A 25,356-nucleotide genomic window follows, 5' to 3' on the forward strand; every position below is an offset into this window, starting at 1 on the left:
CCTAAGCCCTGTGGGATACAGGACTCAGGCTGCGCAGGGCGCTAGTTAATCTGTCCAACTTTTGGGGGGCAGTTCAGGGTCTTATGAGCGAGCTTGCCTCGCGATCTTTTGCTCTTAAAAGACCGAGAGGCAAACCTTATCCGTAAACCTTACTCAGCAGCCGGGGCTTCTGGCTTGCGGCGCTTGAGCGGTGCCATGCCGTCCTTGCTGACCAGCGACAGGGCGTCGGTCTTTGGGCGGTTGGCAATTTTGCGTTTGGTCGGGGCCTTGGCGCCGGTCTTTTTCTTGTCGCCTTTGCCGTCAGTCTTTTTCTTCTTCACGCCAACGGCTTTGCCCGAAGCCTTGACCTTTTTCGGCCCGCTGTAGGTGCCTTTGACTTCTTTGATCACACGGCGCTCGAAGCTTTGCTTCAAGTAGCGCTCGATGCTGGACATGAGGTTCCAGTCACCGTGGCAGATCAGCGAGATCGCCAGACCGTCGTTGCCGGCACGGCCAGTACGGCCAATGCGGTGAACGTATTCGTCGCCGCTACGCGGCATGTCGAAGTTGATCACCAGATCCAGACCTTCAACGTCCAGACCACGGGCAGCCACGTCGGTGGCGACCAGAATTTTCACGCCGCCCTGCTTCAGGCGATCAATAGCCAGCTTGCGGTCTTTTTGGTCCTTCTCACCGTGCAAGACAAACGCCTTGTACTCCTGAGCCACCAGACGGCCGTAGATGCGGTCGGCCATGGCGCGGGTGTTGGTGAAAACGATGGCTTTTTGATAAGTCTCGTTGGCCAGCAACCAGTTCACGATTTGTTCTTTGTGCTGGTTGTGGTCAGCGGTGATCACTTGCTGACGCGTGGTAGCGTTCAGTTGGCTGACCTGGTTGAGCTGCAAGTGCTCAGGGTTGTTCAAGACTTTGCCGATCATGTCACGCAGGCCCGAACCACCGGTGGTGGCCGAGAACAACATGGTTTGCTGACGGTTCGGGCATTCGTCAACCAGACGCTGCACGTCTTCGGCAAAGCCCATGTCGAGCATGCGGTCAGCTTCGTCGAGCACCAGCACTTCAACTTCGTTGAGTTGCAGGTTGCCGGCGTTCAGTTGCTCCAGCAAACGGCCTGGCGTGCCGATCAGGATATCAGGCACTTTGCGCAACATGGCGGCCTGCACCTTGAAGTCTTCACCGCCGGTGATCAGGCCGGACTTGATGAACGTGAACTGCGAAAAGCGTTCAACTTCCTTCAAGGTTTGCTGCGCCAGCTCGCGGGTTGGCAGCAAAATCAACGCTTTGATGCTGACGCGGATTTTGGCTGGGCCAATCAGGCGATTGAGAATCGGCAGAACGAAAGCAGCGGTTTTGCCACTCCCGGTTTGAGCTGTAACCCGCAGGTCACGCCCCTCGAGCGCGAGCGGGATGGCCGCTGCTTGCACAGGCGTAGGCTCGACAAATTTAAGCTCGGCCACAGCTTTAAGCAGGCGTTCGTGCAGGGCGAAATCGGAAAACACGGGTGCTACCTCGAAGAAATGCGAAAAATCAGCGGCATAGAGTAACGGTTTCGAGCGCTCAGGCCGAGTTTCTTTGCACCAACGGCGCGAAACAAATGCTTTTTTAGGGTCTTTAGTCCAAAGACAGCCCCTAAATCGTCTTGAGATGGTCTAATCCCATGGCCATTTCTTTTGGGATAACGCTTTAACTTATGGATACTCAAACACTCTGGAGCGAATTTGAACGCCTTTGGGCCAACCTGGATCACTATCCTTGGCTGTCGTCCGTACTGGGACTGATCGTATTGGTGAGCGTCGCCCTGCTCGCCGGTCATATTGCCCGCATCATTATCTTACGTGTCACCAAGATGCTCGCCCGCCAGCCAGCCCTGCACTGGGTCAGCGATTTGCGCGAACACAAAGTGTTCCATCGCGTGGCGCAAATGACGCCGTCACTGATGATCCAGTTTGGCCGCAATTTGGTCCCCGATCTGAGCGACAACGGTCGCCAATTCCTCGGCAACCTGGCCCTGGCCATCACCATTTTTGTGTTGACGCGGGTCATCACCGCCCTGCTCGATGCCTTGCTCGACATCTACGCACGCACCAACTACGCCAAGACCCGGCCCATCAAGGGCTATATTCAGCTGGGCAAGATGCTGCTGTATGTGTTCTCCGCGATCATCATTGTCGCCACCCTGATCGACCGCTCGCCGATGCTGCTGCTCTCGGGTCTGGGCGCCATGTCTGCGGTGATTTTGTTGGTCTACAAAGACACCCTGCTGTCTTTTGTCGCCAGCGTTCAGTTGACCAGCAACGACCTGCTGCGTGTGGGCGACTGGATCGAAATGCCGCAAGTGGGTGCCGACGGCGATGTCATGGACATCACGTTGCACACCGTCAAAGTGCAGAACTTCGACAAGACCATCGTCTCCATCCCGACCTGGCGCTTGATGTCCGAGTCGTTTAAGAACTGGCGCGGCATGCAGCAATCCGGCGGTCGACGGATAAAGCGCAGCCTGTTCATTGATGCCGCTGGCGTTGGGTTTCTGACCGACGAGCAGGAGCAGCGCCTGGAGCAAGTGCGCTTGCTGAGCGACTATCTGGCACGCAAAAAAGCTGAACTCAAGAGCTGGAACGAAGCCCAGGGCAACGTGGCGGCATTGTCAGCCAACCGTCGGCGCATGACCAACATAGGTACCTTCCGCGCCTACGCACTGGCCTACCTGCGAAGCCACGCGATGATCCAACCCAACATGACCTGCATGGTGCGCCAGATGCAAGCCACGCCCCAAGGCGTGCCACTTGAAATCTACTGCTTCACCCGCACCACGGTGTGGGACGAGTACGAGCAAATCCAGGGCGATATTTTCGACTATTTGTTGTCGGTCTTGCCGGAGTTTGGCTTGAGCGTGTATCAACAGCCAAGTGGCAATGACTTGCGTCAGGGGCTGATGAACAAGATCAACACGCCGCACGTAGTAGCTGAAGACTGAGTCACGGGTAAGTCGCCGCAGCCAGTGATGGCTGCGGCGACGTGGCAGCGTTAGCTGTGCTTGAACTGCGGATCACCGCTCAGTTCGAACAACAACTTGATGCCTTCGGGCCAGTCACCCAAGCCACTCTCATGGTTGATGTGCCTGGCTTGTTGCAACCACACTAATTCACTGCCCCACGCCTCGCTGAAGGCTGTCGCACGCTCGACGCTGACATAGGGATCATCCGTGCTGGCCACGGTTATCGAGTCAAAGGGCAGTTTCCCCAAGTGCATGGGTGCAAACCCTGACGTGCCTTGCGGATAACTCGGCGCTTCGGTGTCGCTGGGGGCTACCAGCAGCGCGCCGCGAACACGGTTTTTGGCATCAGTGGGGTACTGCTGCGACCACGCCGCAATCAGGTTGCACGCCAGACTGTGCCCCACCAACACCACCGGTCGCTGGCTGGAAGTGACTTTGTCGTGTAATCGCTGAACCCAGTCAGCGCACACCGGCGTGTTCCAATCGTCTTGCTTGACCCGTTTCAGACCGCTGTAGTTCTTCTCCCAGCGCGTTTGCCAGTGATCTTCCCCCGAATTATTCAGGCCCGGCAAGATCAACACTTTGACTGTCATTCCCACTCCCCTTTAAGGCGTTAGATAGGGTCTGTTGACGTTTCATTGCGGTCGCGACGAGACGTCAACAGACCTTGGGCCTTAAGGACCTTAGCCCCAGATAGCCTTGCGGTCTAGCCGGCTGATCCACACGGCCAGCAGAATCACCGTGCCGCCTAACATTAACCTGCCCAACGGTTCGTGCTGGTTCCAGATCAGCAGGTTCAGCAGCAAACCCACCGGTACATGCAGGTTGTTCATCACTGCCAGGGTGCCGCCGCTGACCAGGCACGCGCCTTTGTTCCACCAGTACATGCCCAGCGCCGTCGACACCAGGCCCAGAAACAGCAACACGCCCCACTGTAACGGTGCGTCGGGCAAAAAGTGAGCTTTGCCAAACAGCAGGAAAGCCGGTAACACCACAATCAGGGCGCCGACATAAAAGAACCCGAAACGCCGGTAGCCCGGTAGCTCACTCGGATAACGCAGCACCAGACGCCGGTACAGCACCTGACCAGCGGCATACGTAAAGTTGGCCAGTTGCAGCAGCAGGAAGCCTTTGAAGAAGTCCGGGCTGATGCTGTCGAACCGAATCACAGCAGCCCCGCCAACGGCCACTAGCGCGGCGACCAGCGCCCACGGATTGAAGCGCCGGTTCAGCGCATCTTCAATCAGGGTGACGTGCAGCGGCGTAAGGATGGTGAACAGCAGCACCTCGGGCACCGTGAGCACGCGAAAGCTCAGGTACAGGCAGACGTAGGTGATACCAAACTGCAGGGCGCCAATCACCAGCATGCCGCGCATAAAGCCGGGTTCAACCTGGCGCCAGCGTGTCAGCGGGATAAAAACCAGACCGGCCAGCACCACACGCACCAGCACGGCGAAGTAACTGTCGACGTGCCCTGCCAGATACTCGCCAATAAGGCTGAAGGAAAACGCCTGAATCAGCGTCACAACTAGCAAATAACCCATAAATCTCTCGCCCGGTATTGAGTGGACGCGACCTTAGCGGTTTTTCAGCACGCTGCGCTATCGGCCCGTAAACCGCAGGCAAAAAAAACCCGATCCAGCTCAGGGCTGATCGGGCGATAGCACTCAAAGAAAGTGCCAAGGGAGGTTCGATGCGCGAACCGCTTGCTTGAAGGAGCAGTGAAGCGAATTAAGCCATGCAACGATTATCTGTTGATTAACAGACCGGCTCAGGCCACATCTGAAAGCCTGGCTTTGGCTTGGTTCAACCCTTTTTCCTGGAAGTCGCCGCCCAGGTTCATGCCTTCGGCATGGATAAAGGTCACGTCATGAATGCCCACAAAGGCCAGTACTTGGCGCAGGTACGGTTCTTGGTGGTCTGCGGTGCTACCCGCATATATCCCGCCGCGTGCGGTGAGCACGTATGCTTTTTTCCCGGTGAGCAGACCCTGGGGGCCTGTCTCGGTGTATTTGAAGGTCAGGCCGGCGCGCAACACATGGTCCAGCCAGGCTTTGAGGGTGCTGGGGATCGCAAAGTTGTACATCGGCGCCGCCAGTACCAGCACGTCAGCCGCCAGCAACTCGTCGGTCAGCTCATTGGAGCGTTGCAAGGAAGCCTGCTCAGCGGCGTTACGCTGCGCCTCGGGCTTCATCCAGCCGCCCAGCAAATCGGCGTCCAGATGCGGCACCGGGCTCACAGCCAAATCGCGAGTGGTCAGGCGATCAGCCGGATGCAGGGTTTTCCAGTGACTGATGAACTGCTGTGTCAGCTCGCGGGAAAATGAATCCTGTTGGCGAGCGCTGCTTTCGATGATCAGAACATTAGACATGGGCTGTAGGCTCCATCTGTGAAGGCTGTAAGGCGATGGAGTGAATCCTAGAGGGCATTTCATTGATGAAAAAGCGTAAATATCTGCTACAACCTATCTATAAATTTGTTTATTAATGAGTACCCTGTACAACAGGCTGCGGCCACACAACGACTCATTACCAAAGGAATACAACGTGAAAGCGCCCCGCGTGACCCTTGACCAATGGCGCACGCTGCAAGCGGTGGTCGACCACGGCGGCTTTGCGCAAGCTGCTGAGGTGCTGCATCGCTCGCAGTCGTCTGTCAGTTACACCGTTGCTCGCATGCAAGACCAGCTCGGCGTGCCGCTGTTGCGCATCGACGGGCGCAAAGCCGTGCTCACTGAAGCCGGAGGCGTTTTATTACGGCGTTCGCGCCAGCTGGTCAAACAAGCCAGCCAGCTTGAAGACCTCGCCCATCATATGGAGCAAGGCTGGGAAGCCGAAGTGCGGCTGGTGGTTGATGCCGCCTACCCGAATGCACGGCTGGTGCGCGCCTTGACCGCTTTTATGCCGCAGAGTCGTGGCTGTCGTGTGCGGCTGCGCGAAGAAGTCCTGTCGGGCGTCGAAGAGGTTTTGCTGGAAGGCGTGGCCGACCTGGCCATCAGCAGTTTCAATATTCCCGGCTACCTGAGCACCGTTGAATTCATTGCCGTGGCCCATCCCGATCACGCCCTGCATCGTATGCAACGGGTGCTGCACTTCCAGGACCTTGAAAGCCAGTTGCAAGTGGTGATTCGCGACTCGGGCCGCCAGCAACCCCGCGACGTGGGCTGGCTGGGCTCTGAGCAGCGCTGGACGGTCGGCAGCCTGGCCACGGCCGCCGCCTTTGTGGGCAGTGGCCTTGGCTTTGCCTGGCTACCCCGGCACATGATCGAGCGCGAGCTTAAAGAAGGCGTGCTCAAAGCGTTGCCACTGGATCAGGGCGGTGACCGCCACCCGGTGTTCTACCTGTACGCCAACAAGGACAAACCGCTGGGCCCGGCGACGCAAATACTGGTGGAGTTGTTGCGCACCTTTGATACCGCTCCTCTGGACGCAGCCTTTGCTGCCCCTGAGCAGGCATAAAACAAAGATTGCAGCCATGACAGCGGTGGGCAGGAACATCGATCCCGAATATCCTGTCCAAGCTTCGCGGCTGGCCATTCATCAGTGCCAACCTCATCCCGTCATCTATTCAACACACAGCGCGTGCGTTGTCTGACGCTGCTGCTTTCACTTTTCAGGACTTTTGACTTATGTTGAAAAAAATTGCTTTTGCTGCCAGCGCCCTGCTCTTCGCCGCCAACCTGATGGCTGCGACGCCTGCGGCAAACAAAAACGCGCAAACCCCACCTGCTCAAAAAGCCCCTCACGTGCTGCTGGACACCAGTTTCGGTCCGATTGAAATCGAACTGGACCCGGTAAAAGCACCGATCAGCAGCAAAAACTTTTTGAGTTATGTCGATAGCGGCTTTTACAACAACACCATTTTCCACCGCGTGATCCCGGGCTTTATGGCTCAGGGCGGCGGGTTCACTGGGCAGATGGTGCAGAAACCGACCCGCGACCCGATCAAAAACGAAGCCAGCAACGGCTTGCATAACGTACGCGGCACCTTGTCGATGGCCCGCACCTCCAACCCGAACTCCGCGACCAGCCAGTTCTTTATCAACGTGGTCGACAACGCGATGCTCGATCCGGGCCGTGATGCCGGTTACGCCGTGTTTGCCAAAGTCGTAAAAGGCATGGATGTGGTGGACAACATCGTCAACACCCAGACCACCACCAAATCCGGTATGCGCGACGTACCGAGTGACCCTATTTACATCAAGTCTGCCAAACGCATCGACTAATCGCTTCGATTGCTGCGGGGAGCTTGACCGGCCCAGGCCGGTCACACCACTAAAGGAGAGCCCGCTCAGCGGGCGTCAGTGACCATGCTTTATCGTCGTTTTGAACAACTGATCGATATTTTTCGCGAAGCTCCCAGCGCCGCACCGCCCAACACCGTTTGGGCGTTTTACATCTATTACCTGCGCCAGGTCTGGCCACTGTTTGCCGCCTTGCTGGTGGTCGGGCTAGTCGCCGCCTTGATTGAAGTCTCGCTGTTCAGCTACTTGAGCACCCTGATCGATCTGGCCCAGGGCACGCCCAATACTGAGTTTTTCAGCATTCACAGCGGTGAGCTGATCTGGATGGCGGTGGTTGCGCTGATCATTCGCCCGGTGTTTTTCGGCCTGCATGATCTGCTTGTGCACCAGACCTTAAGCCCGAGCATGACCAGCATGATCCGCTGGCAAAACCACAACTATGTGCTCAAACAAAGCCTCAACTTTTTCCAGAACGACTTCGCCGGGCGCATTGCCCAGCGCATCATGCAAACCGGCAACTCACTGCGCGACTCTGCGGTGCAGGCCGTCGATGCGTTGTGGCACGTGTTGATCTACGCCATCAGTTCGCTGGTGCTGTTTGCCGAAGCGGACTGGCGGCTGATGATCCCGCTGCTGACCTGGATCGTGCTCTACATCGGCGCGTTGTATTACTTCGTGCCACGGGTCAAGGAACGCTCGGTAGTATCTTCGGATGCGCGCTCAAAATTGATGGGCCGGATCGTTGACGGCTACACCAACATCACCACCCTCAAGCTGTTTGCCCACACCAATTACGAGCAGCAGTACGCCCGCGAAGCGATCATCGAACAAACCGAAAAAACCCGGCTGGCCAGCCGCGTCGTGACCAGCATGGACGTGACCATTACCTCCATGAACGGGCTACTGATTGTCAGCACCAGCGGCCTTGCGCTGTGGTTGTGGAGCCAGTCACTGATCAGCGTGGGCGCCATTGCGCTGGCCACTGGGCTGGTGATTCGCATCGTCAACATGTCTGGCTGGATCATGTGGGTGGTCAACGGCATTTTTGAAAACATCGGCATGGTCCAGGATGGTCTGCAGACCATCGCGCAGCCCGTTACGGTCGAGGACAAGGACAACGCGCCACGCCTGAAGGTCGATCGCGGTGAAGTGCGTTTTGAACACGTGGACTTTCACTACGGCAAACAGAGCGGGATCATCAGCGACCTGAACCTGGTGATCAAACCCGGCGAAAAAATCGGCTTGATCGGACCGTCCGGGGCGGGCAAATCGACCCTGGTAAACCTGCTGTTGCGCCTGTATGACCTGCAAGGCGGGAAAATTCTGATAGACGGTCAGAATATCGCCGAAGTGACGCAAGAAAGCCTGCGCGAACAGATCGGAATGATCACTCAGGACACGTCTCTGCTGCACCGTTCGATCCGCGACAACTTGCTGTATGGCAAGCCGGACGCCACCGACGAAGAACTCTGGGCAGCCGTGCGAAAAGCCCGTGCCGATGAGTTTATTCCTGCCCTTTCCGATGCTCAGGGACGTACTGGTTTTGACGCCCATGTGGGCGAGCGCGGGGTCAAATTGTCGGGTGGTCAGCGCCAGCGCATCGCTATAGCACGGGTGTTGCTGAAGAATGCGCCGATTCTGATCATGGACGAAGCGACCTCGGCGCTGGACTCCGAAGTCGAAGCCGCGATCCAGGAAAGTCTCGAAACGTTGATGCAAGGTAAAACCGTGATTGCCATCGCTCACCGGCTTTCAACCATCGCCCGCATGGACCGTTTGGTAGTCCTCGAAAAAGGTCAGATTGCCGAGTCCGGCACCCACGCCGAACTGCTCGCCCATGGCGGTTTGTATGCCCGACTGTGGCAACACCAAACGGGTGGATTTGTCGGCCTCGATTAAATCCCCCTGTTCGACACTCCACTCGCTGCCAAAACGGCGAGAATCAGGCCTGCCGGTAAGGCAGCGCCGTTCTCGCCTCTTCGGCATAGGCCAACACACCCGCACGTTCGCGCGCCAGAAAATCACTGACGGCAGCTTTCAAACCCTGATGGCGCAGGTAATGCCAAGAGTGCGTGATCACTGGTTCAAAGCCGCGTATCAGCTTGTGCTCGCCCTGAGCGCCGGCATCAAACCGCTGGATGCCGTGAGCGATCGCGTAATCCATGCCCTGGTAAAAACAGGTTTCGAAATGCAAACGGTCGAACTCGGCCAGACAGCCCCAGTAACGGCCATACAAGCTGCCGCCCCCGATCAGGCTAAAAGCCATGGCTACCGGGGTTGAGTCTTGTTTGGCCAGCACCACGCGAATCGCTTCGGGCATGCGCTCGGCCAGCAAGCTGAAAAAGTCACGGGTCAGGTACGGCGTCTGGCGTCGCACCGCGTAGGTGTTGGCGTAGCAGGCGTAGACAAAATCCCACTGCGCCTCGGTCACCTGCTGGCCCTCCAGCCATTCAAACTCGAACCCCTGACCCGCCACTTGCTCGCGCTCTTTGCGCATTTGCTTGCGCTTGCGCGAACTCAGAACGTCGAGAAAATCCTGAAAATCGCGGTACTCGCGGTTTTGCCAATGGAACTGACAACCCAACCGTTGCAACCAGCCGGGCTGTTGCGCCAACGCGGTATCCGCCAACGCATCGGTGAAGTTGATGTGCGCGCTGGACAGCCCTTCGATCTCCAGATAACCGGGCAAAGCGGTCAATAATTCAAAACCGTCTTCAGGCCGTGCGGCCAGCAATCGCGGGCCACTGACCGGGCTGAAAGGCACTGCGGTCAGCAGTTTGGGGTAGTACTCGATCCCGGCCCGTTCACATGCATTTGCCCATTCGTGATCGAACACGTACTCGCCGTAGGAATGCCATTTTCGGTAACTGGGCAGCGCCGCCAGCACCTGACCGTTTTCAACGTGCAGCAGGTGTTCAGACTGCCAGCCGGAATGCGGGCCCAGGCTGCCACTGTCCTCCAGCGCACTGAGGAACCCATGGCGAAGGAACGGTTGCGCCACCGGCACCAGCGCATCCCATTGCTCGGCCGAGATGGCGGACAGGCTGTCCAGACGTTGTAACGGCATTCAAAAGCCCCGGGCTATTGCGTTAGAACGGCGATGTTAGCACCCGCTTATGACACTGCGCCTTTTACATTTCAACACAATGGCTGGACCCGTTAGAAACCCACGCCTGCAGATGAGTCGATTCAGCTCGAGAGTGCGTTGTCACAGAGTTGCTATCACTGTGCCACTTTTCTGTCATATCCAATCGTGATACTGGCGCCGCTTCTTAGAAGTCGGGGTTATGAGTGAGCGCTTATCAACCCACGTAAACATCAAATTAGCGAGCCCATAAGGGCCGAGTGTTTTTGGGGTGGCAACGTCCATCTCACTACTGGGAGATTCATATGCGTCTTGTTTCTACACGGATTGCGGCGGGACTGTGTGGCGGGCTGGTATTAGGCATGAGTGTTCCAGCAAGCGCTGGCGTTGATGCAAAACTACTGGAAATGCTCAAGGCAAACGGCTCTATTTCTGCGGCGCAGTACGCCGAACTGCAAACCGAGTTGACCAGCGAGAAACAAGCTCAACAAGAAGCCGCTGCAGACCAGGTTAAAAAATCTGACCTCAGCGCTTTCGAACAAAAAGTGGCCTGGGCTGCCAAAACCGAATTCAAGGGCGATGTTCGGGTCCGTCAGGAAACCGTCAAAATTGATGGCGAATCCGATGGCAAAAACCGTGACCGCCAACGTATTCGTGCTCGCCTGGGTGCTTACACCGAAATCAACCCGCAAGTGAACACCGGCATCCGTATCGCCACCGGCGGCAGCGACGACGCACGCTCCACCAACCAGGACCTGGACAACTACTTCGACAAGAAGCAGCTGTGGCTGGACATGGCTTACGTTGACTATCACCCGACAGCGATCAAAAACCTGCACCTGGTGGGCGGCAAGATGCCACAACAGTGGGTCAGCATGGGCGACGTAATCTGGGATAGCGACATCAACCCTGAAGGTGTGTCTGCCTCCTACAAAACCAACCTGGGCAGCAGCGGCGTCGAAGTGTTCGGCAGCACCGGCTACTACACCCTCAAAGACAACGTGAACGGCGATGGCGTGCAGTTCAAAAATGACTTGAGCATGTATGCCGGCCAGCTGGGTGCACGTTTCGCACCGACCGACAGCCTGAAAGTGACCCTGGGTGGTAGCGTTTACGGCTTCCACAACGACGAAGACAGCCGCTGCCCAACCACCGGCACCAAAACCACGCCGTGCGCCCTGGCCGTTAACGGCAACAGCACCAGCGAGTTCCGCCTGTGGGAAGGTTTCGGTCAGGTCGACATCGCCAACCTGCCGGTTCCGCTGTCGCTGTACGGCCAATATGTGCACAACTCCGAGACCGACAGCGATCAGGACGACGCCTGGTTGGTCGGTTTCAAGAGCAAGCTCAACGCCTTCAGCCTGGACTACAACTACCGCGACATTCAGCGTAACGCCGTGGTCGGCGCCTTCACTGACTCTGACTTCGCCAACGGCACCACCGGTTCTCGCGGTCACAAGTTCAAAGTGGGTTACGAAATCGACAAGAACTTTGGTGTCGGCGTGACGTACTTCCTGACCAAGGCTGACTACGCAACCTCCACCCAGAAAGATGCCAGCACCAACACGCTGCAACTGGACGTAGAAGCCAAGTTCTAAACCGTTTCACGCAACAAACACGCCGCTGAACGCTTTCACCGGCTTGTGTTAACCCGCAGTGCGTGAATGCCGTCGGTCCCCATCACATCCCCGACGGCATTCGCGCTTGCGCCCTACCGCTGACGCGATTGCTCGCTCAGCATCCGTTCAACCGTCGCGTCCAGGTCAGTGGGCAGCGGTTCGGGCAGCGCCTTCAACGTGGCACTCATCAAGCGCATTTGCCGGATAAAGCGCCGACAATTGGGGCAAAACAGCAAATGATGGCGCATCTGCAAACGCTCACGAACACTCAACTGCCGGTCCATGTGGTCACTTGATCGCGCAACGTATTGCTTGCAGCTCAACATTCGCCGGTCTCCTCGAAATGCTCCACGGTCGCAAAGACTTTAAGCCGGGCACGATGCACCAGCACTCGGGCATTAGAGAGCGATATATCGAGAAGATTACAAATTTGCTCCAACTCCAGCCCCTGGCGTTCACGCAGCACCAGCACCGAGCTTTGCAGTTGCGGCAGGCTGAGTAACGTGCGCTCAAGGCATTCACGCAACTCTTGCTCCGTGAGCAGCGCTTCCGGAGTGTCTTGATGCCAGGCATAAGGGCCCAACAACCAGTGGCCATCGCTGGCAAAGCGCTCATCATCAACCGTACCGTGGGGGGACGGCAGGTCGTCAAGCAAGACTTCACGACGATTGTGTTTAAGGCGAGTTTTGGCGGCGTTGGCGGTGATGGTCAACAGCCAGGTTTTGAGGCTGGAACGGCCTTCGAACCCGCACAGGTTGCGCACCACTGACAACCAGGCGTCCTGAACGACTTCATCGGCATGCCGGCTGCCGACAATCGCATAGGCCACGGCAAGCATGGCCCCTTGATAGGTACTGACCAACTGCCGAAAAGCTTGTTGCTCGCCGGCGATCAGGCGCTGGAGTAGTTCAGAGTCGTCAGCAGCAGCCATTAACGCTCCCGGGTCAGAATCAACCACCTTGGTGGGAGCGGGCTTGCTCGCGATGCAAACAGCGCGGTGATTAAGACAAACCGCGTTGCCTGAATCGCGAGCAAGCCCGCTCCCACAGGATGTGGCTTTGGGCGTTGATCAGCGTTTGCGCAGGATCACGCTGCCAATCGAGTAGCCGGCACCGAACGAGCTGAGTACCGCCAGCGAACCACTGGCCAGATCATCTTGGTAGGTGTGGAAGGCAATTACCGAACCGGCAGAACTGGTGTTGGCGTAGGTATCAAGGATCACCGGCGCTTCTTCAACCGACGCTTCGCGGCCCAGCAGGCGCTTGACGATCAGGTGGTTCATGCTCAGGTTGGCCTGGTGCAGCCAGAAGCGCTTGACGTCAGCCACTTCGACCTTGTTTTCTTCCAGGTGCTGGCCGATAAGCTCCGCCACCATCGGGCAGACATCACGGAATACCTTGCGGCCTTCCTGCACGAACAGCTTGTCCGGGCTGTCGGGGTTTTCGTCCGAAGCACGGTTGAGAAAGCCGAAGTTGTTGCGGATATTGTTCGAGAACGTGGTCAGCAGTTTGGTGCTAACGATGTCGAACTGATGTTCGGAAGTCGCCAGGTCAGCGCGCTCAACCACAATGGCGGTGGCCGCATCGCCAAAAATAAAGTGGCTGTCGCGGTCACGGAAGTTCAAGTGACCGGTGCACACTTCCGGGCTCACCAGCAGCACCGCGCGGGCCTGACCCAGTTGCACGCTGTTGCTGGCCGTCTGCAGACCGAAGGTCGCTGACGAGCACGCCACATTCATGTCAAAACCAAAACCCTGAATGCCCAACGCCTGTTGCACTTCAATGGCGATGGCCGGGTACGGGCGCTGCAGGTTTGAGCAGGCCACGATCACGCCGTCGATATCTGCGGCAGTCTTGCCCGCTCGCTCCAGCGCTTGCCTGGCGGCGCCGACGGCCATTTCGCAAAGCACGGACATCTCGTCGTTGGAACGCTCAGGTAAACGCGGGCGCATGCGTTGCGGGTCAAGGATGCCGTCCTTGTCCATCACAAAGCGGCTTTTGATACCTGAGGCTTTTTCGATAAAGGCAGCGCTGGACTCGGCCAGAGGCTCGATGTCACCGGCCTCGATTGCGCCAACGTTGTCGGCGTTGAACTGTTGCACATATGCGTTGAAGGACTGCACCAACTCTTCGTTGGAAATGCTGTTGGCCGGGGTGTACAGGCCGGTGCCACTGATGACGACGTTATACACGGTCGTTCCTCTTATTCTGTTCAAGCCGAAAATAATCGTGTCAGGTAGTTATAGCCGCGAAGTTTGCCATAAATGGCAACATTTGGCCTGATTTGCCGAATCATGAAAACGCGCCCTCCGGCAGGATCAGGCTTAAGCGTCCACCAGACTCCATTGCTTGCTCAACCGCTTATCCGAAATCGGTACTTTGGTACCCAATTGCTGGCCGAACAGCGACACGCGATATTCCTCCAGCCACCAGCGGTACAACTCCAGTTGCGGGTCGCGCTTGCCTTCTTGGGCATGCTTGGCTGCGCGCGCCTGGTACTGGGCCCACAAACCTGCCAGCTCAGCACTCCAGACCCGGTCTTTCTGCACCTGACCCGGCAGTTTTTCCAGGCGCATTTCAATGGCCTTGAGGTAGCGCGGCAGCTCTTTGAGCCACTGCGCCGGGGTTTCGCGCACAAAGCCCGGATACACCAAATGGCTCAATTGCTGCTTGATGTCATTCAAGGCCACCGCCTGGGCCAGATCAATCTTGCCTTTGAAGCGCTTTTGCAGCCCGTGCCACAGCTTGAGAATGTCCAGCGTCAGTTTAGCCAGCTTCTCTGCGTGCTCGGTCAAGGCACCGCGCTTGCGCTCGGCCAAAGACGCCAGCCCCGCACCATCACGCGGCAACGTCGCTTCGCCCTCAAGGATGCAACTGTCGAGGCTGGCCAACAGGATGTCTTCGACCAGGCTCTCGACTCGGCCCAGTTCGCGGTACAACAAGCCCAGTTCGGTCTGACCCGGCAACTTGCTGCGCAAGAACTTGGCAGGTTCAGCCAACTGCTGCATCAGCAAGCGCTGCAAGGCCCGGCGGTGCTGATACTCAGCCTCGGCAGGCGTTGAAAAGCGCCCTTCCTTGACTGTATTGCCCTCTTCCACCAGCGCCGGGTAGACGGTCATCGACAGCCCGGCGATCTTTTGCTGAGTTTTCTCGGCCACCGGCGCAAAGACTTTGGCTTCGACAGGCTGCTGGCTTTTAGCTGTTTGCGGCACCGCCAAAGCCGCCTGACTGGCTTGCGCAAAGCGTGCCGTCAGTTCGGCAAGGTCACGACCTTCACCCAGGAATTTACCGTCGCCATCGACAATTTCGAGGTTCATCTTCAGATGATTCTCAACCTGCTGCGCGGCTTCGGCCCACGCTTCGTCAGTCACCCGTGCGCCGGTCATGCGCAGCAGTTCACGGCCCAATGCCTGCGGCAACGAACCTTCAGCAAACGTCATGCGTTGCAGCGCGGCTTTGACGAAGTCCGGCACCGGGACGAAGTTTTTGCGCAAGGCCTTGGGCAAACTGCGCACCAGGGCAATGCACTTGGCTTCGATCATGCCCGGCACCAGCCACTCCAGACGCTCTGGCGGCAAGACCGGCAACAACGGCGCCGGCACTTTAACCGTCACCCCGTCGCGCGGGTGATTGGGTTCAAAGTGGTAGCTCAATTCGAGGGTCAAATCCCCCAGGTGCAGCGTGTTTGGGTAGTGCTTGGCGGTGATTTCGGTAGCTTCGCGAGCCAGCACGTCCTCTTCGCGCATGATCAGCAACTGCGGGTCTTTTTGGCTATTGACCCGGTACCAGCTGTCAAAGGTTGCGGTCTGGTGGATCTCGGCGGGCAGGCGTGCGTCGTAAAACGCATACAGGGTTTCTTCGTCGGCCAGAATGTCACGCCGCCGCGCCTTGGCTTCCAGCTCATCGAGCTGTTCGAGCAGCTTGGCGTTGGCCGTCAGGCACTTGGCCCGCGACTGAATCTCGCCGCGCACCAGCCCTTCTCGGATAAACAACTCACGTGACAGCACCGGATCAATCGGGCCGTAATGCACCGCGCGCCGACCGACCACAATCAAGCCGTACAGGGTGATCTGCTCGTAGGCCACCACTTGCCCGCGTTTCTTTTCCCAATGCGGCTCAAAGTAGTTCTTTTTGATCAAGTGCCCCGCCAACGGCTCGATCCAGTCAGATTCAATCTTGGCCACCATCCGCGCATAGAGTTTGGTGGTTTCGACCAGTTCGGCGGTCATCAGCCATTGCGGGCGTTTTTTGCCCAGGCCCGACGACGGGTGAATCCAGAAGCGACGCTGACGCGCGCCCAGGTAATCGCCGTCTTCAGTCTTCTGCCCGATCTGGCTGAGCAAGCCGGACAACACCGCTTTGTGCAGTTTTGGATAGTCGGCCGGCTCTTTATTGACGCTGAGCTGCATGTCGCGGCAGATCAAACTCAGTTGGCGGTGCGAATCGCGCCACTCGCGCAGCCGCAGATAATTCAGGAAGTTTTTGCGGCACCAATTACGCAGCGGGCTCGCGGTCAAGGCCTGGCGCTGCTCTTCGAAGCCGCGCCACACATTGATCAGCGCGGCAAAGTCCGAGTCCACGTCTTTCCACTGCGCGTGGGCCTGATCCGCAGCCTGCTGACGTTCAGGCGGGCGTTCACGCGGGTCTTGCACCGACATCGCACTGGCGACGATCAACACTTCCTGCAAACTGCCCAGCTTGGCGGCTTCAAGCAACATGCGGCCCATGCGCGGGTCCACTGGCAGGCGCGCCAGTTGGCGGCCCAGCGGTGTCAGCTGGTTCTCGCGGTTAACCGCTGACAGCTCTTGCAGCAGGTTGAAACCGTCGGTGATCGCCTTGCCATCCGGCGGCTCGATAAACGGAAACGCGGTAATTTCGCCCAGACGCAGGTGCAGCATCTGCAAGATAACGGCTGCAAGGTTGGTCCGCAGAATCTCGGGGTCGGTAAATTCCGGGCGACCGTTGAAGTCTTCCTCGGCGTACAAGCGCACGCAGATCCCCGGCTCGACCCGTCCGCAGCGGCCTTTACGCTGGTTGGCACTGGCCTGGGAAATAGCTTCGATCGGCAGGCGCTGCACCTTGGCCCGATAGCTGTAACGGCTGATGCGCGCGGTGCCGCTGTCAATCACATAGCGAATACCCGGCACGGTCAACGAGGTTTCTGCAACGTTGGTTGCCAGCACCACGCGACGCCCCGGATGCGACTGGAATATCCGTTGTTGCTCGGCCGATGACAGGCGCGCATACAAAGGCAGAATTTCGGTGTGTTTGAGTTGTGCCTTGCGCAGCATCTCGGCGGCATCGCGGATCTCGCGCTCGCCGGGCAAAAACACCAGCACGTCGCCGGGGCTTTTACGCTCGCTGCGCTCATGGGCGGCGATTTCATCGAGGGTGGCGATGATCGCCTGGTCGACACTCAAGTCCTCTTCGACACTGTTGCCTTCTTCGTCCTGCTCAGAGGTCAGCGGGCGGTACCATGTTTCGACCGGGAAGGTACGACCGGACACTTCAACAATCGGCGCATCGTTGAAGTGTTTGGAAAAACGCTCCAGATCGATGGTGGCCGAGGTGATGATGACTTTGAGGTCCGGGCGCCGTGGCAGGAGGATCTTCAGATAACCGAGCAAAAAGTCGATGTTCAGACTGCGTTCGTGGGCTTCGTCGACGATGATCGTGTCGTAGCGCTCGAGGTAACGGTCGTGCTGGGTTTCGGCCAGCAGTATGCCGTCGGTCATCAGCTTGATCAGGGTGTTGGAATCACTCTGGTCCTCAAACCGCACTTGATAGCCGACCAGCGCCCCCAGCGGTGTGCCCAGTTCTTCCGCGACCCGGCTGGCAACACTGCGCGCAGCAATCCGGCGAGGCTGGGTGTGACCGATCAAGCCGTGCTGGCCGCGGCCAATTTCGAGGCAGATTTTCGGCAATTGAGTGGTTTTACCCGAACCGGTTTCACCGGCCAGAATCAACACCTGATGCTTGAGCAATGCCGCCTTGATCTCGTCGCGCTTGGCGGCAATCGGCAGATTTTCGTCATAACGAATCAACGGCACGCTAGCCGCCCGCGCAGTCACCTGCGCGCACGAGGCCTGCACACGCTCGGCCCAGGCCGCCAGTTTGGCGTCATCAGGCTTCTTGCGCAGCTCATGCAACTGCCGCCGCAGCTTGTGGCGGTCAGCAATCATGGCGTGATCAAGTTTTTTCAACAGTTGGTTGATAGCAGGCGATTCGTCAGTCATCAGGTGCGCAAAAGTCTTGGTAAAGGCAGGCGGCGATTGTCGCAGATTTAAGCAGTTATGCACGAATCTGTAGGAATTGCGCACAACCATTGCCTTGCAGGCTGCATCCCCTACACTGCGCGGCTTAATCCTTGTAAGAGAAACCCTGTGAGATTCGCAGATTTTGTACGCATGCTGTCGCTGGCCGGCATTTGGGGCGCCAGTTTCCTGTTTATGCGAATCATCGCGCCAGTGCTCGGCTCTATTCCCACCGCGTTTTTCAGGGTTTCGATTGCCGCTACCGGCTTGCTGGTGATGTTGGTGCTGATGCGCGTCAGCTGGAACTTCGGCGGTAAATTGAAGGTGGTGTTGATCCTGGGCGTCATCAACTCCGGATTGCCTGCCACGTTGTATTCGGTTGCGGCGCAAGTACTGCCTGCGGGATATTCGGCCATCTTTAATGCAACCACGCCGCTGATGGGGGTATTGATTGGCGGGTTGTTTTTCAGTGAGCAACTCACCCTCACCAAGCTGGCCGGGGTATTTCTCGGGTTATTTGGCGTCGGCGTGTTGACCGGTGCCGGGCCGGTGGCCTTTGACCTGAACTTGTTGATGGGCGCCCTCGCCTGCCTGCTGGCGACGATCTGCTATGGCTTTGCGGGCTTTTTGGCGCGCCGCTGGCTGGACCAGCAAGGCGGGCTGGACCCGCGCCTTTCGGCCATGGGCAGCATGCTCGGGGCGACCTTGTTTCTGTTGCCGTTGTTTGGTCTGAGCCTGCTTAATCAACCGCCAGCCGATTGGGGCGGTGCACGGGTATGGTTGTCGTTGCTGGGGCTTGGGCTGGTGTGCACAGCCTTTGCCTACATCTTGTTCTTCCGTTTACTGACCAACATCGGCCCGGTCAAATCCATGACCGTGACCTTTATGACCCCGCCTTTCGGGATCTTGTGGGGCGCCTTGTTTCTGGGCGAACCGCTGTCGATCGCGCACCTGTACGGCGGGCTGCTGATTGCCGCAGCGTTGTGGCTGGTGCTCAAGCCCAATAAAAATGCCCTGTAGGAGCGAGCTTGCCTCGCGATCTTTTAAAAGATCAAAAGATCGCGAGCAAGCTCGCTCCTACAGGGCGATGCGGGTTAACGGGTAGTTTTACGGAACACGAAGACCAGACCGATGATGATCAAAGCCATGCCGAGTACGCTCAGCAAGGCCAGTTTGTTGCCAAAGATCAAGTAGTCCATAACTGCTGTGACCGCAGGCACCAAGTAGAAAAGGCTGGTGACGTTCACCAGATTTCCCCGGGCGATCATCCGGTACAGCAGCAAGGTCGCCAGCACCGACACCACCAGGCCCATCCACAACACCGGCACCACAAAGCCTGCGCCGTGTTCGAAGTGGAACGGTTGAAACGGCACAAACACCGCGCACAACAGCAACCCGGCCAAGTATTGCAACGGCAATGTGCCCAGCGGGTTCTGGGTAATGCGCTTTTGCATCAAAGTGCCCGCCGTCATGCTTCCCAGCGCCAACAACGCACAGAGCATTCCGCCCCAGGACAAACCGGCCAGACCAATATTCTGGTACACCACCAGAATCAAGCCGGTCAGCCCCAGCATGAGCCCCAATGAACGGCTAAAAGAGTGACGACGCTCCAAAATCACCGCCGTCAGGATCGGCTGCACACCCATCACCGTGGCCATGACGCCGGGCGTGACCTTGAGGTCCAGCGCCAGCAGATAAAAAATCTGATACGCGCCCAGCAGCACCGTCCCGGTGGCCAGTGCGTAGCCAATGGCTTTGGCGCCGCGTGGCATCTGCAGTTTCATCGACGGGATCAACAGCACCAGCGCCAGCAGAGCGATGGCAAAACGAACCAACAGAAAGGCAAAGGGCGAAGCATGGGCCAGACCCCACTTGGAGAAAATCGCGCCGCTGCTCCACAGCAGAACAAACAGGCTCGTGGACGCCGCCGCTAACGCGGATTCTTTAGAAATCGAAAACATGGTTAACACCTGTCATCAGACATAAAAAGCCAACTCAGCCGAAGCTGAAGTTCAATGGTTTTTTAGACGGGTACGGGCAGCCGAAAGCTCAGCTCAGCCCGCAACACCAACACCCGGTGGCGAAACAACGACGTTCACCACGGTGCGGCTGACAGGAGGGGGATAGTGGCTGATCTGCACAGGCTGTTTGCCCCCGCACGGCACCACGCCAGCAAAAACTGCTGGAACGACAACGCTGTGAGTAAGGGAAACCGGCATGTGCTGATTCTTTTGAAGAGAGTGGTATGAGCCATGGGCTCAACGAGCGCTGACTATAACCAGCGCTCGACACTTATTGCAATGACTGAACAGATTTAAAACACCTCGGAGTCCAGTACAAGGTCCGCTAGCGGTATATCGGGACTTGGGGTTTCAATTCGATGCATTTGGCCGCCTTGTCGTACGCTTGGATTAGGACTAGTATCGACCTCACTGATCAATAAACAACCAAAACGGTGGCAATATGCAAGCAATCACCCCGGCACCGTCCCCACTAAAAACCCGGCCCGACGGTAAATCAGAGGGGGCTACTGCTTCACATCATCAGCAGCGCTTTCTACAGGTTGCGTTGAACGGCAGCAAAGCCAATGAGCCAAAAGGTGTTTTAGCGGGCCGCTAATTTAATTTCTTCAATAAAAAACCGCTCATCTAGAGCGGTTTTTTATTGCGTGCCTCAAATCAACCGAACAACCAACGCCACAGCAGTACCAGCACGATAACCGCCAGCACCGGGCGGGCGATGCGGTATAGCTTGGGGTTGCGGCGTTTCCATTGTTTGACTACGCCGCTGAAGCGGTCACTGAAGCTTTTGCTCCAGGCGTAGGCTTTGTTGATGCCGCCTACGCGTTCGTCGTCGAGATTTTGCGGGGCTGTGGCTTTGCCCAGTTGCGCACTGACCCAGCGATTGATGCGGGTCATCAGGCGGCTGGTCAACGGGCGCTCGACGTCGCAAAACAGGATCACGCGGGTGATGTCGGTTTCGTTTTTCACCCAGTGCACGTAGGTCTCATCGAACATCACGTCTTCACCATCGCGCCAGGCGTATTCCTCGCCGTCAACGAAGATGCGGCACGCGTCGGAGTTCGGTGTCGACAGCCCCAGGTGGTAGCGCAAGGAGCCCGCAAACGGATCGCGGTGCGGGTTGAGATGGCTGCCGCCCGGCAACAAGGCAAACATCGCGCCCTTGACGTTGGGGATGCTGTTGACCAGCTCTACGGTTTTAGGGCACAGCAGTTCGGCCGATGGCAGCGGTTTGTCGTACCACTTGAGGTAAAAACGCTTCCAGCCTTTTTTGAAGAATGAGCCAAAGCCGGCGTCGTTGTTCTTTTCGGCGGCGCGGATATAGCCTTCGTCGAACAAGTGCATGGCTTCTTCACGAATGGCTTGCCAGTTGTCTTTGAGGACGTCCAGCTCGGGGAATTTGCTGCGGTCCAGATAAGGCTTGGACGGCACGCCCGAGAATAAGTACATCAGCGCGTTGTAGGGCGCGAAGAATGCGGAGTGGTTGACGAACTGGCGTAACACCGGCAAACGCGCCTTGCCGCGCAAATGCACGTACAGGATGCTGCCGACAAACAGCAGTATGAGCCCTGCCTTGATGGCGAAGGATAAGGTCATGCAACAACTCCTCGAAAATACCGTGCGGCACCAAAAGCCCGCCGTGGCAGCCCGCCATGATAAACACTACCGGCGCAGGACAAAACCCGCGTATTCCAACATTCAGTCTTAAGTACTACGCAATAACGGCGTAATTATGCATAAGCAGGCGTTTAGATCGTTTGATTTGAGTCATCTGTAACAGGTGGGGGCGGGCTTGCTCGCGATTGCGGCTATCGCGAACAAGCCCGCTCCCACGGGAACTTCGGTCTTACTGCTGCAATTCCTGCTCGCTGAACAGGTCGCTGAACAAGAAGCTCGACAGGTAGCGCTCGCCCGAGTCCGGCAGGATCACGACGATGGTCTTGCCCTGCATTTCCGGGGTTTCAGCCAGGCGTGCGGCCACGGCCATGGCTGCACCGCCGGAGATCCCGCTCAAGATGCCTTCATCGTGCATCAGACGCAGGGCCATGGCCTTGGACTCGTCGTCGCCAACCAACTCAACTTTGTCGAGAATCGACAGGTCGAGGTTTTTCGGCACAAAACCTGCGCCAATGCCCTGAATTTTATGCGGCGAGGGCTTGATCTCCTCCCCGGCCAGCGCCTGGGTGATCACCGGCGACGTGATCGGCTCAACGGCGACCGACAGAATCGGCTTGCCCTGGGTGTGTTTGATGTAACGCGATACGCCGGTAATGGTGCCACCGGTGCCCACGCCTGCGACCAGCACATCCACATCGCCGTCTGTATCGTTCCAGATTTCCGGGCCGGTGGTTTTCTCGTGGATCGCCGGGTTGGCCGGGTTATCAAATTGCTGCGGCATAAAGTACTGCTCAGGGTTGCTGGCCTGAATTTCAGTAGCTTTATCAATGGCGCCCTTCATGCCCTTGGCCGGCTCGGTGAGTACCAGTTCAGCCCCCAGCGCCTTAAGCACTTTGCGGCGTTCAAGGCTCATCGAAGACGGCATGGTCAGCACCAATTTGTAACCCCGTGCAGCAGCCACGAAGGCCAGACCGATCCCGGTGTTGCCGGAAGTTGGCTCGATAATGGTCATGCCCGGCTTGAGCACGCCACGGCTCTCGGCGTCCCAGATCATGTTGGCGCCAATCCGGCATTTCACCGAGTAACCAGGGTTACGCCCTTCAATCTTGGCCAGAATGGTCACGCCACGCGGCGCAATTTTGTTGATCTGAATAAGAGGTGTGTTACCGATGGAGTGCGCGTTATCTGCAAAAATGCGGCTCATGGCGGGGTCCTTATGCACCTTTTGGGAAGGCCCCAAGGGTAGGCTTCACAGTTCATCGCGTCCAGTCGTGACGCCTCAGTCAGAGACTGAATAAGGCGTCTGCGTTCACCTGAGGCGGACGCCGCGTTATAGTCGGACATACTTTTTTGTCCCCCGCCCTGCCCTTGCAGGCCTGGATCATGGTTTGAGGAATTGCAGATGAAGTTTGAAGGCACCCGCGCCTACGTGGCCACTGATGACCTGAAACTGGCGGTCAACGCAGCGATCACCCTGGAGCGCCCGCTGCTGGTCAAGGGCGAACCCGGCACCGGCAAGACCATGCTCGCCGAGCAACTGGCCGAGTCCTTTGGCTGCAAGCTGATTACCTGGCACATCAAGTCCACCACCAAGGCCCATCAAGGCCTGTACGAGTACGACGCCGTAAGCCGCTTGCGCGATTCGCAACTGGGCGTGGACAAAGTGCACGATGTGCGCAATTACCTTAAAAAAGGCAAATTATGGGAAGCCTTTGAGGCCGAAGAGCGGGTCATCCTGCTGATCGACGAAATCGACAAGGCCGACATCGAGTTCCCCAACGACCTGCTGCAAGAACTCGACAAGATGGAGTTCTACGTTTACGAGACCGATGAAACCATCAAGGCCAAGGTCCGCCCGATCATCATCATTACCTCCAACAACGAAAAAGAACTGCCGGATGCGTTCCTGCGCCGCTGCTTCTTCCACTACATCAACTTCCCGGATCGCACCACACTGCAGAAGATCGTCGACGTGCACTTCCCTGACATCAAGAAAGAGCTGGTCAGTGAAGCGCTGGACGTGTTCTTCGATGTCCGAAAAGTACCCGGCCTGAAGAAAAAACCGTCGACGTCCGAGCTGGTGGATTGGCTCAAGCTGCTGATGGCCGACAACATTGGCGAAGCGGTGTTGCGTGAGCGCGACCCGACCAAAGCGATCCCGCCACTGGCCGGCGCGCTGGTGAAAAACGAGCAGGACGTGCAGTTGCTGGAGCGACTGGCGTTTATGAGCCGTCGCGGCAATCGCTGATTTTTCAAGAAGGCGATAAGCATGCTGCTTAATCTGTTCAATGAAATGCGTGCGGCCAAGGTGCCGGTTTCGGTGCGCGAACTGCTGGACTTGATCAACGCGCTGAAAAACCGTGTGACATTCGCCGACATGGACGAGTTTTATTACTTGGCGCGTACGATCCTGGTGAAGGACGAGCGCCATTTTGACAAGTTTGACCGTGCCTTCGGCGCCTATTTCAACGGTTTGAAAAACCTCAATGAACACCTTGAGGCGCTGATCCCTGAGGACTGGTTACGTAAAGAGTGTGAACGCTCGTTGAGTGACGAAGACCGCGCGCAGTTGCAGTCGCTGGGCGGCCTGGACAAGCTGATCGAGGCGTTCAAACAGCGCCTTGAGGAACAGAAGGAACGCCATGCCGGTGGCAACAAGTGGATCGGTACCGGCGGCACCAGCCCGTTTGGTTCGGGCGGTTATCACCCCGAAGGGATTCGAGTTGGCGATGCCGGGGCGCGTCAGGGCAAGGCGGCAAAAGTCTGGGAACAGCGCGAATACAAGAACCTTGATGATCAAGTCGAGTTGGGCACCCGCAATATCAAGGTAGCGTTGCGCCGCCTGCGCAAGTTTGCCCGCCAGGGCGCCGCCGATGAGCTGGATATCGACGGCACCATCGACCACACCGCCCGTGATGCCGGGTTGTTGAATATCCAGATGCGGCCCGAGCGGCGCAACAACATCAAGCTGTTGTTGCTGTTCGATATTGGCGGCTCGATGGATTCCCACGTGAAAACCTGCGAGGAGTTGTTCTCGGCCTGCAAGACCGAGTTCAAGCATTTGGAGTACTACTACTTCCACAACTTTATTTATGAGTCGATGTGGAAAAACAACCAGCGTCGCCACGTCGAACGTATCGCTACACAAGATGTGCTCAACACCTACGGCGCCGATTACAAAGTGATTTTTATCGGTGACGCAGCGATGGGCCCGTATGAAATCACCCACGCCGGGGGCAGTGTCGAGCACTGGAACGAAGAGCCGGGCTACAAGTGGATGCAGCGTTTTATGGAGAAATATAAAAAGCTGATCTGGATTAACCCGTATCCGAAAGACACCTGGAAATACTCCGCATCGACCGGGATTGTGCAGGACCTGGTTGAAGACCGGATGTACCCGCTGACCCTGGACGGGCTGGAAGAAGGGATGCGGTTTTTGGCTAAGTAATCCCGTTTTTTTGTAGGAGCGAGCTTGCCTCGCGATCTTTTTAAAAGATCAAAAGATCGCGAGGCAAGCTCGGTCCGA

The 25,356-nt window shown here is 57.5% G+C and carries 21 protein-coding genes; 8 read left to right on the forward strand and 13 right to left on the reverse strand.

Annotated elements, in window-relative coordinates; all coding sequences use genetic code 11:
- Window positions 1–149: 149 nt before the first annotated feature.
- Window positions 150–1,496 carry a DEAD/DEAH box helicase gene (locus tag AAEZ03_RS22520; protein WP_048371531.1) on the reverse strand — a complete coding sequence of 449 codons (1,347 nt, stop codon included), beginning with the start codon at window positions 1,494–1,496 and terminating at the stop codon, window positions 150–152.
- Between the two features lie 191 nt (window positions 1,497–1,687).
- Here AAEZ03_RS22520 and AAEZ03_RS22525 point away from each other — a divergent pair, with 191 nt between their 5' ends.
- Window positions 1,688–2,971 (forward strand): mechanosensitive ion channel family protein, encoded by a 1,284-nt coding sequence (locus AAEZ03_RS22525; protein ID WP_350581719.1) that lies wholly within the window; start codon window positions 1,688–1,690, stop codon window positions 2,969–2,971.
- Between the two features lie 50 nt (window positions 2,972–3,021).
- Here AAEZ03_RS22525 and AAEZ03_RS22530 read toward each other — a convergent pair whose 3' ends face one another.
- The 3 genes from AAEZ03_RS22530 to AAEZ03_RS22540 all read right to left on the reverse strand — a co-directional run bounded on the left by AAEZ03_RS22530 (window position 3,022) and on the right by AAEZ03_RS22540 (window position 5,363).
- Entirely contained in the window at window positions 3,022–3,585 is a 564-nt protein-coding gene (locus AAEZ03_RS22530; RefSeq protein ID WP_048371535.1) for an RBBP9/YdeN family alpha/beta hydrolase, read from the reverse strand.
- Between the two features lie 90 nt (window positions 3,586–3,675).
- Window positions 3,676–4,536 carry a carboxylate/amino acid/amine transporter gene (locus AAEZ03_RS22535; RefSeq protein WP_123752000.1) on the reverse strand — a complete coding sequence of 287 codons (861 nt, stop codon included), beginning with the start codon at window positions 4,534–4,536 and terminating at the stop codon, window positions 3,676–3,678.
- Between the two features lie 227 nt (window positions 4,537–4,763).
- Window positions 4,764–5,363 (reverse strand): FMN-dependent NADH-azoreductase, encoded by a 600-nt coding sequence (locus AAEZ03_RS22540; protein ID WP_048386136.1) that lies wholly within the window; start codon window positions 5,361–5,363, stop codon window positions 4,764–4,766.
- Window positions 5,364–5,538: 175 nt separating this feature from the next.
- Here AAEZ03_RS22540 and AAEZ03_RS22545 point away from each other — a divergent pair, with 175 nt between their 5' ends.
- The 3 genes from AAEZ03_RS22545 to AAEZ03_RS22555 all read left to right on the forward strand — a co-directional run bounded on the left by AAEZ03_RS22545 (window position 5,539) and on the right by AAEZ03_RS22555 (window position 9,134).
- Window positions 5,539–6,450, forward strand: coding sequence for a LysR family transcriptional regulator (locus tag AAEZ03_RS22545; RefSeq protein ID WP_350581722.1), 912 nt, complete (start codon window positions 5,539–5,541; stop codon window positions 6,448–6,450).
- 170 nt (window positions 6,451–6,620) lie between these two features.
- The gene (locus tag AAEZ03_RS22550) at window positions 6,621–7,217 is read left to right on the forward strand and encodes a peptidylprolyl isomerase (RefSeq protein ID WP_350581723.1); all 597 of its coding nucleotides are present in this window, start codon (window positions 6,621–6,623) and stop codon (window positions 7,215–7,217) included.
- Window positions 7,218–7,301: 84 nt separating this feature from the next.
- Window positions 7,302–9,134, forward strand: coding sequence for an ABC transporter ATP-binding protein (locus AAEZ03_RS22555; protein WP_350581726.1), 1,833 nt, complete (start codon window positions 7,302–7,304; stop codon window positions 9,132–9,134).
- 43 nt (window positions 9,135–9,177) lie between these two features.
- Here AAEZ03_RS22555 and AAEZ03_RS22560 read toward each other — a convergent pair whose 3' ends face one another.
- The gene (locus AAEZ03_RS22560) at window positions 9,178–10,302 is read right to left on the reverse strand and encodes a GNAT family N-acetyltransferase (RefSeq protein ID WP_350581728.1); all 1,125 of its coding nucleotides are present in this window, start codon (window positions 10,300–10,302) and stop codon (window positions 9,178–9,180) included.
- 323 nt (window positions 10,303–10,625) lie between these two features.
- Between AAEZ03_RS22560 and AAEZ03_RS22565 the strand changes: the two genes are divergently transcribed.
- Window positions 10,626–11,918, forward strand: coding sequence for a putative porin (locus AAEZ03_RS22565; RefSeq protein ID WP_194289369.1), 1,293 nt, complete (start codon window positions 10,626–10,628; stop codon window positions 11,916–11,918).
- 113 nt (window positions 11,919–12,031) lie between these two features.
- On the opposite strand, the gene AAEZ03_RS22570 is transcribed toward AAEZ03_RS22565, so the two are convergent.
- From AAEZ03_RS22570 to hrpA, 4 genes are all read right to left on the reverse strand, one after another.
- Window positions 12,032–12,265, reverse strand: coding sequence for an anti-sigma factor family protein (locus AAEZ03_RS22570; protein ID WP_153373585.1), 234 nt, complete (start codon window positions 12,263–12,265; stop codon window positions 12,032–12,034).
- Window positions 12,259–12,870 (reverse strand): RNA polymerase sigma factor, encoded by a 612-nt coding sequence (locus tag AAEZ03_RS22575; RefSeq protein ID WP_123751992.1) that lies wholly within the window; start codon window positions 12,868–12,870, stop codon window positions 12,259–12,261. The genes AAEZ03_RS22570 and AAEZ03_RS22575 overlap by 7 nt, the downstream gene beginning before the upstream one ends.
- A gap of 138 nt (window positions 12,871–13,008) precedes the next feature.
- Window positions 13,009–14,130 (reverse strand): beta-ketoacyl-ACP synthase III, encoded by a 1,122-nt coding sequence (locus tag AAEZ03_RS22580; RefSeq protein WP_123751991.1) that lies wholly within the window; start codon window positions 14,128–14,130, stop codon window positions 13,009–13,011.
- 132 nt (window positions 14,131–14,262) lie between these two features.
- Window positions 14,263–18,174 carry an ATP-dependent RNA helicase HrpA gene (hrpA, locus tag AAEZ03_RS22585; RefSeq protein ID WP_350581733.1) on the reverse strand — a complete coding sequence of 1,304 codons (3,912 nt, stop codon included), beginning with the start codon at window positions 18,172–18,174 and terminating at the stop codon, window positions 14,263–14,265.
- 171 nt (window positions 18,175–18,345) lie between these two features.
- On the opposite strand from hrpA, the gene AAEZ03_RS22590 reads away from it, so the two are divergent.
- Window positions 18,346–19,212, forward strand: coding sequence for a DMT family transporter (locus AAEZ03_RS22590; RefSeq protein WP_153329334.1), 867 nt, complete (start codon window positions 18,346–18,348; stop codon window positions 19,210–19,212).
- 74 nt (window positions 19,213–19,286) lie between these two features.
- Here AAEZ03_RS22590 and AAEZ03_RS22595 read toward each other — a convergent pair whose 3' ends face one another.
- The 4 genes from AAEZ03_RS22595 to cysK form a co-directional block, all read right to left on the reverse strand.
- Window positions 19,287–20,153 carry a DMT family transporter gene (locus AAEZ03_RS22595; RefSeq protein WP_350581736.1) on the reverse strand — a complete coding sequence of 289 codons (867 nt, stop codon included), beginning with the start codon at window positions 20,151–20,153 and terminating at the stop codon, window positions 19,287–19,289.
- Between the two features lie 93 nt (window positions 20,154–20,246).
- Entirely contained in the window at window positions 20,247–20,411 is a 165-nt protein-coding gene (locus AAEZ03_RS22600) for a hypothetical protein (protein WP_153433396.1), read from the reverse strand.
- A 459-nt stretch (window positions 20,412–20,870) separates the two neighbouring features.
- Window positions 20,871–21,809 (reverse strand): aspartyl/asparaginyl beta-hydroxylase domain-containing protein, encoded by a 939-nt coding sequence (locus AAEZ03_RS22605; protein ID WP_048371563.1) that lies wholly within the window; start codon window positions 21,807–21,809, stop codon window positions 20,871–20,873.
- Window positions 21,810–22,059: 250 nt separating this feature from the next.
- Window positions 22,060–23,034: a cysteine synthase A gene (gene cysK / locus AAEZ03_RS22610; RefSeq protein ID WP_123751987.1), complete on the reverse strand. Its 975-nt coding sequence runs from the start codon at window positions 23,032–23,034 to the stop codon at window positions 22,060–22,062.
- A gap of 198 nt (window positions 23,035–23,232) precedes the next feature.
- On the opposite strand from cysK, the gene AAEZ03_RS22615 reads away from it, so the two are divergent.
- Together AAEZ03_RS22615 and AAEZ03_RS22620 are read left to right on the forward strand one after the other, a co-directional pair.
- Window positions 23,233–24,078, forward strand: coding sequence for an AAA family ATPase (locus tag AAEZ03_RS22615; protein ID WP_048371566.1), 846 nt, complete (start codon window positions 23,233–23,235; stop codon window positions 24,076–24,078).
- 21 nt (window positions 24,079–24,099) lie between these two features.
- Window positions 24,100–25,278: a vWA domain-containing protein gene (locus AAEZ03_RS22620; protein WP_350581741.1), complete on the forward strand. Its 1,179-nt coding sequence runs from the start codon at window positions 24,100–24,102 to the stop codon at window positions 25,276–25,278.
- Window positions 25,279–25,356: the final 78 nt, after the last annotated feature.

Origin of the sequence: Pseudomonas sp. HY2-MNA-CIBAN-0224 (assembly GCF_040310285.1) — a bacterium.
Classification (GTDB): Bacteria; Pseudomonadota; Gammaproteobacteria; order Pseudomonadales; family Pseudomonadaceae; genus Aquipseudomonas; species Aquipseudomonas helleri.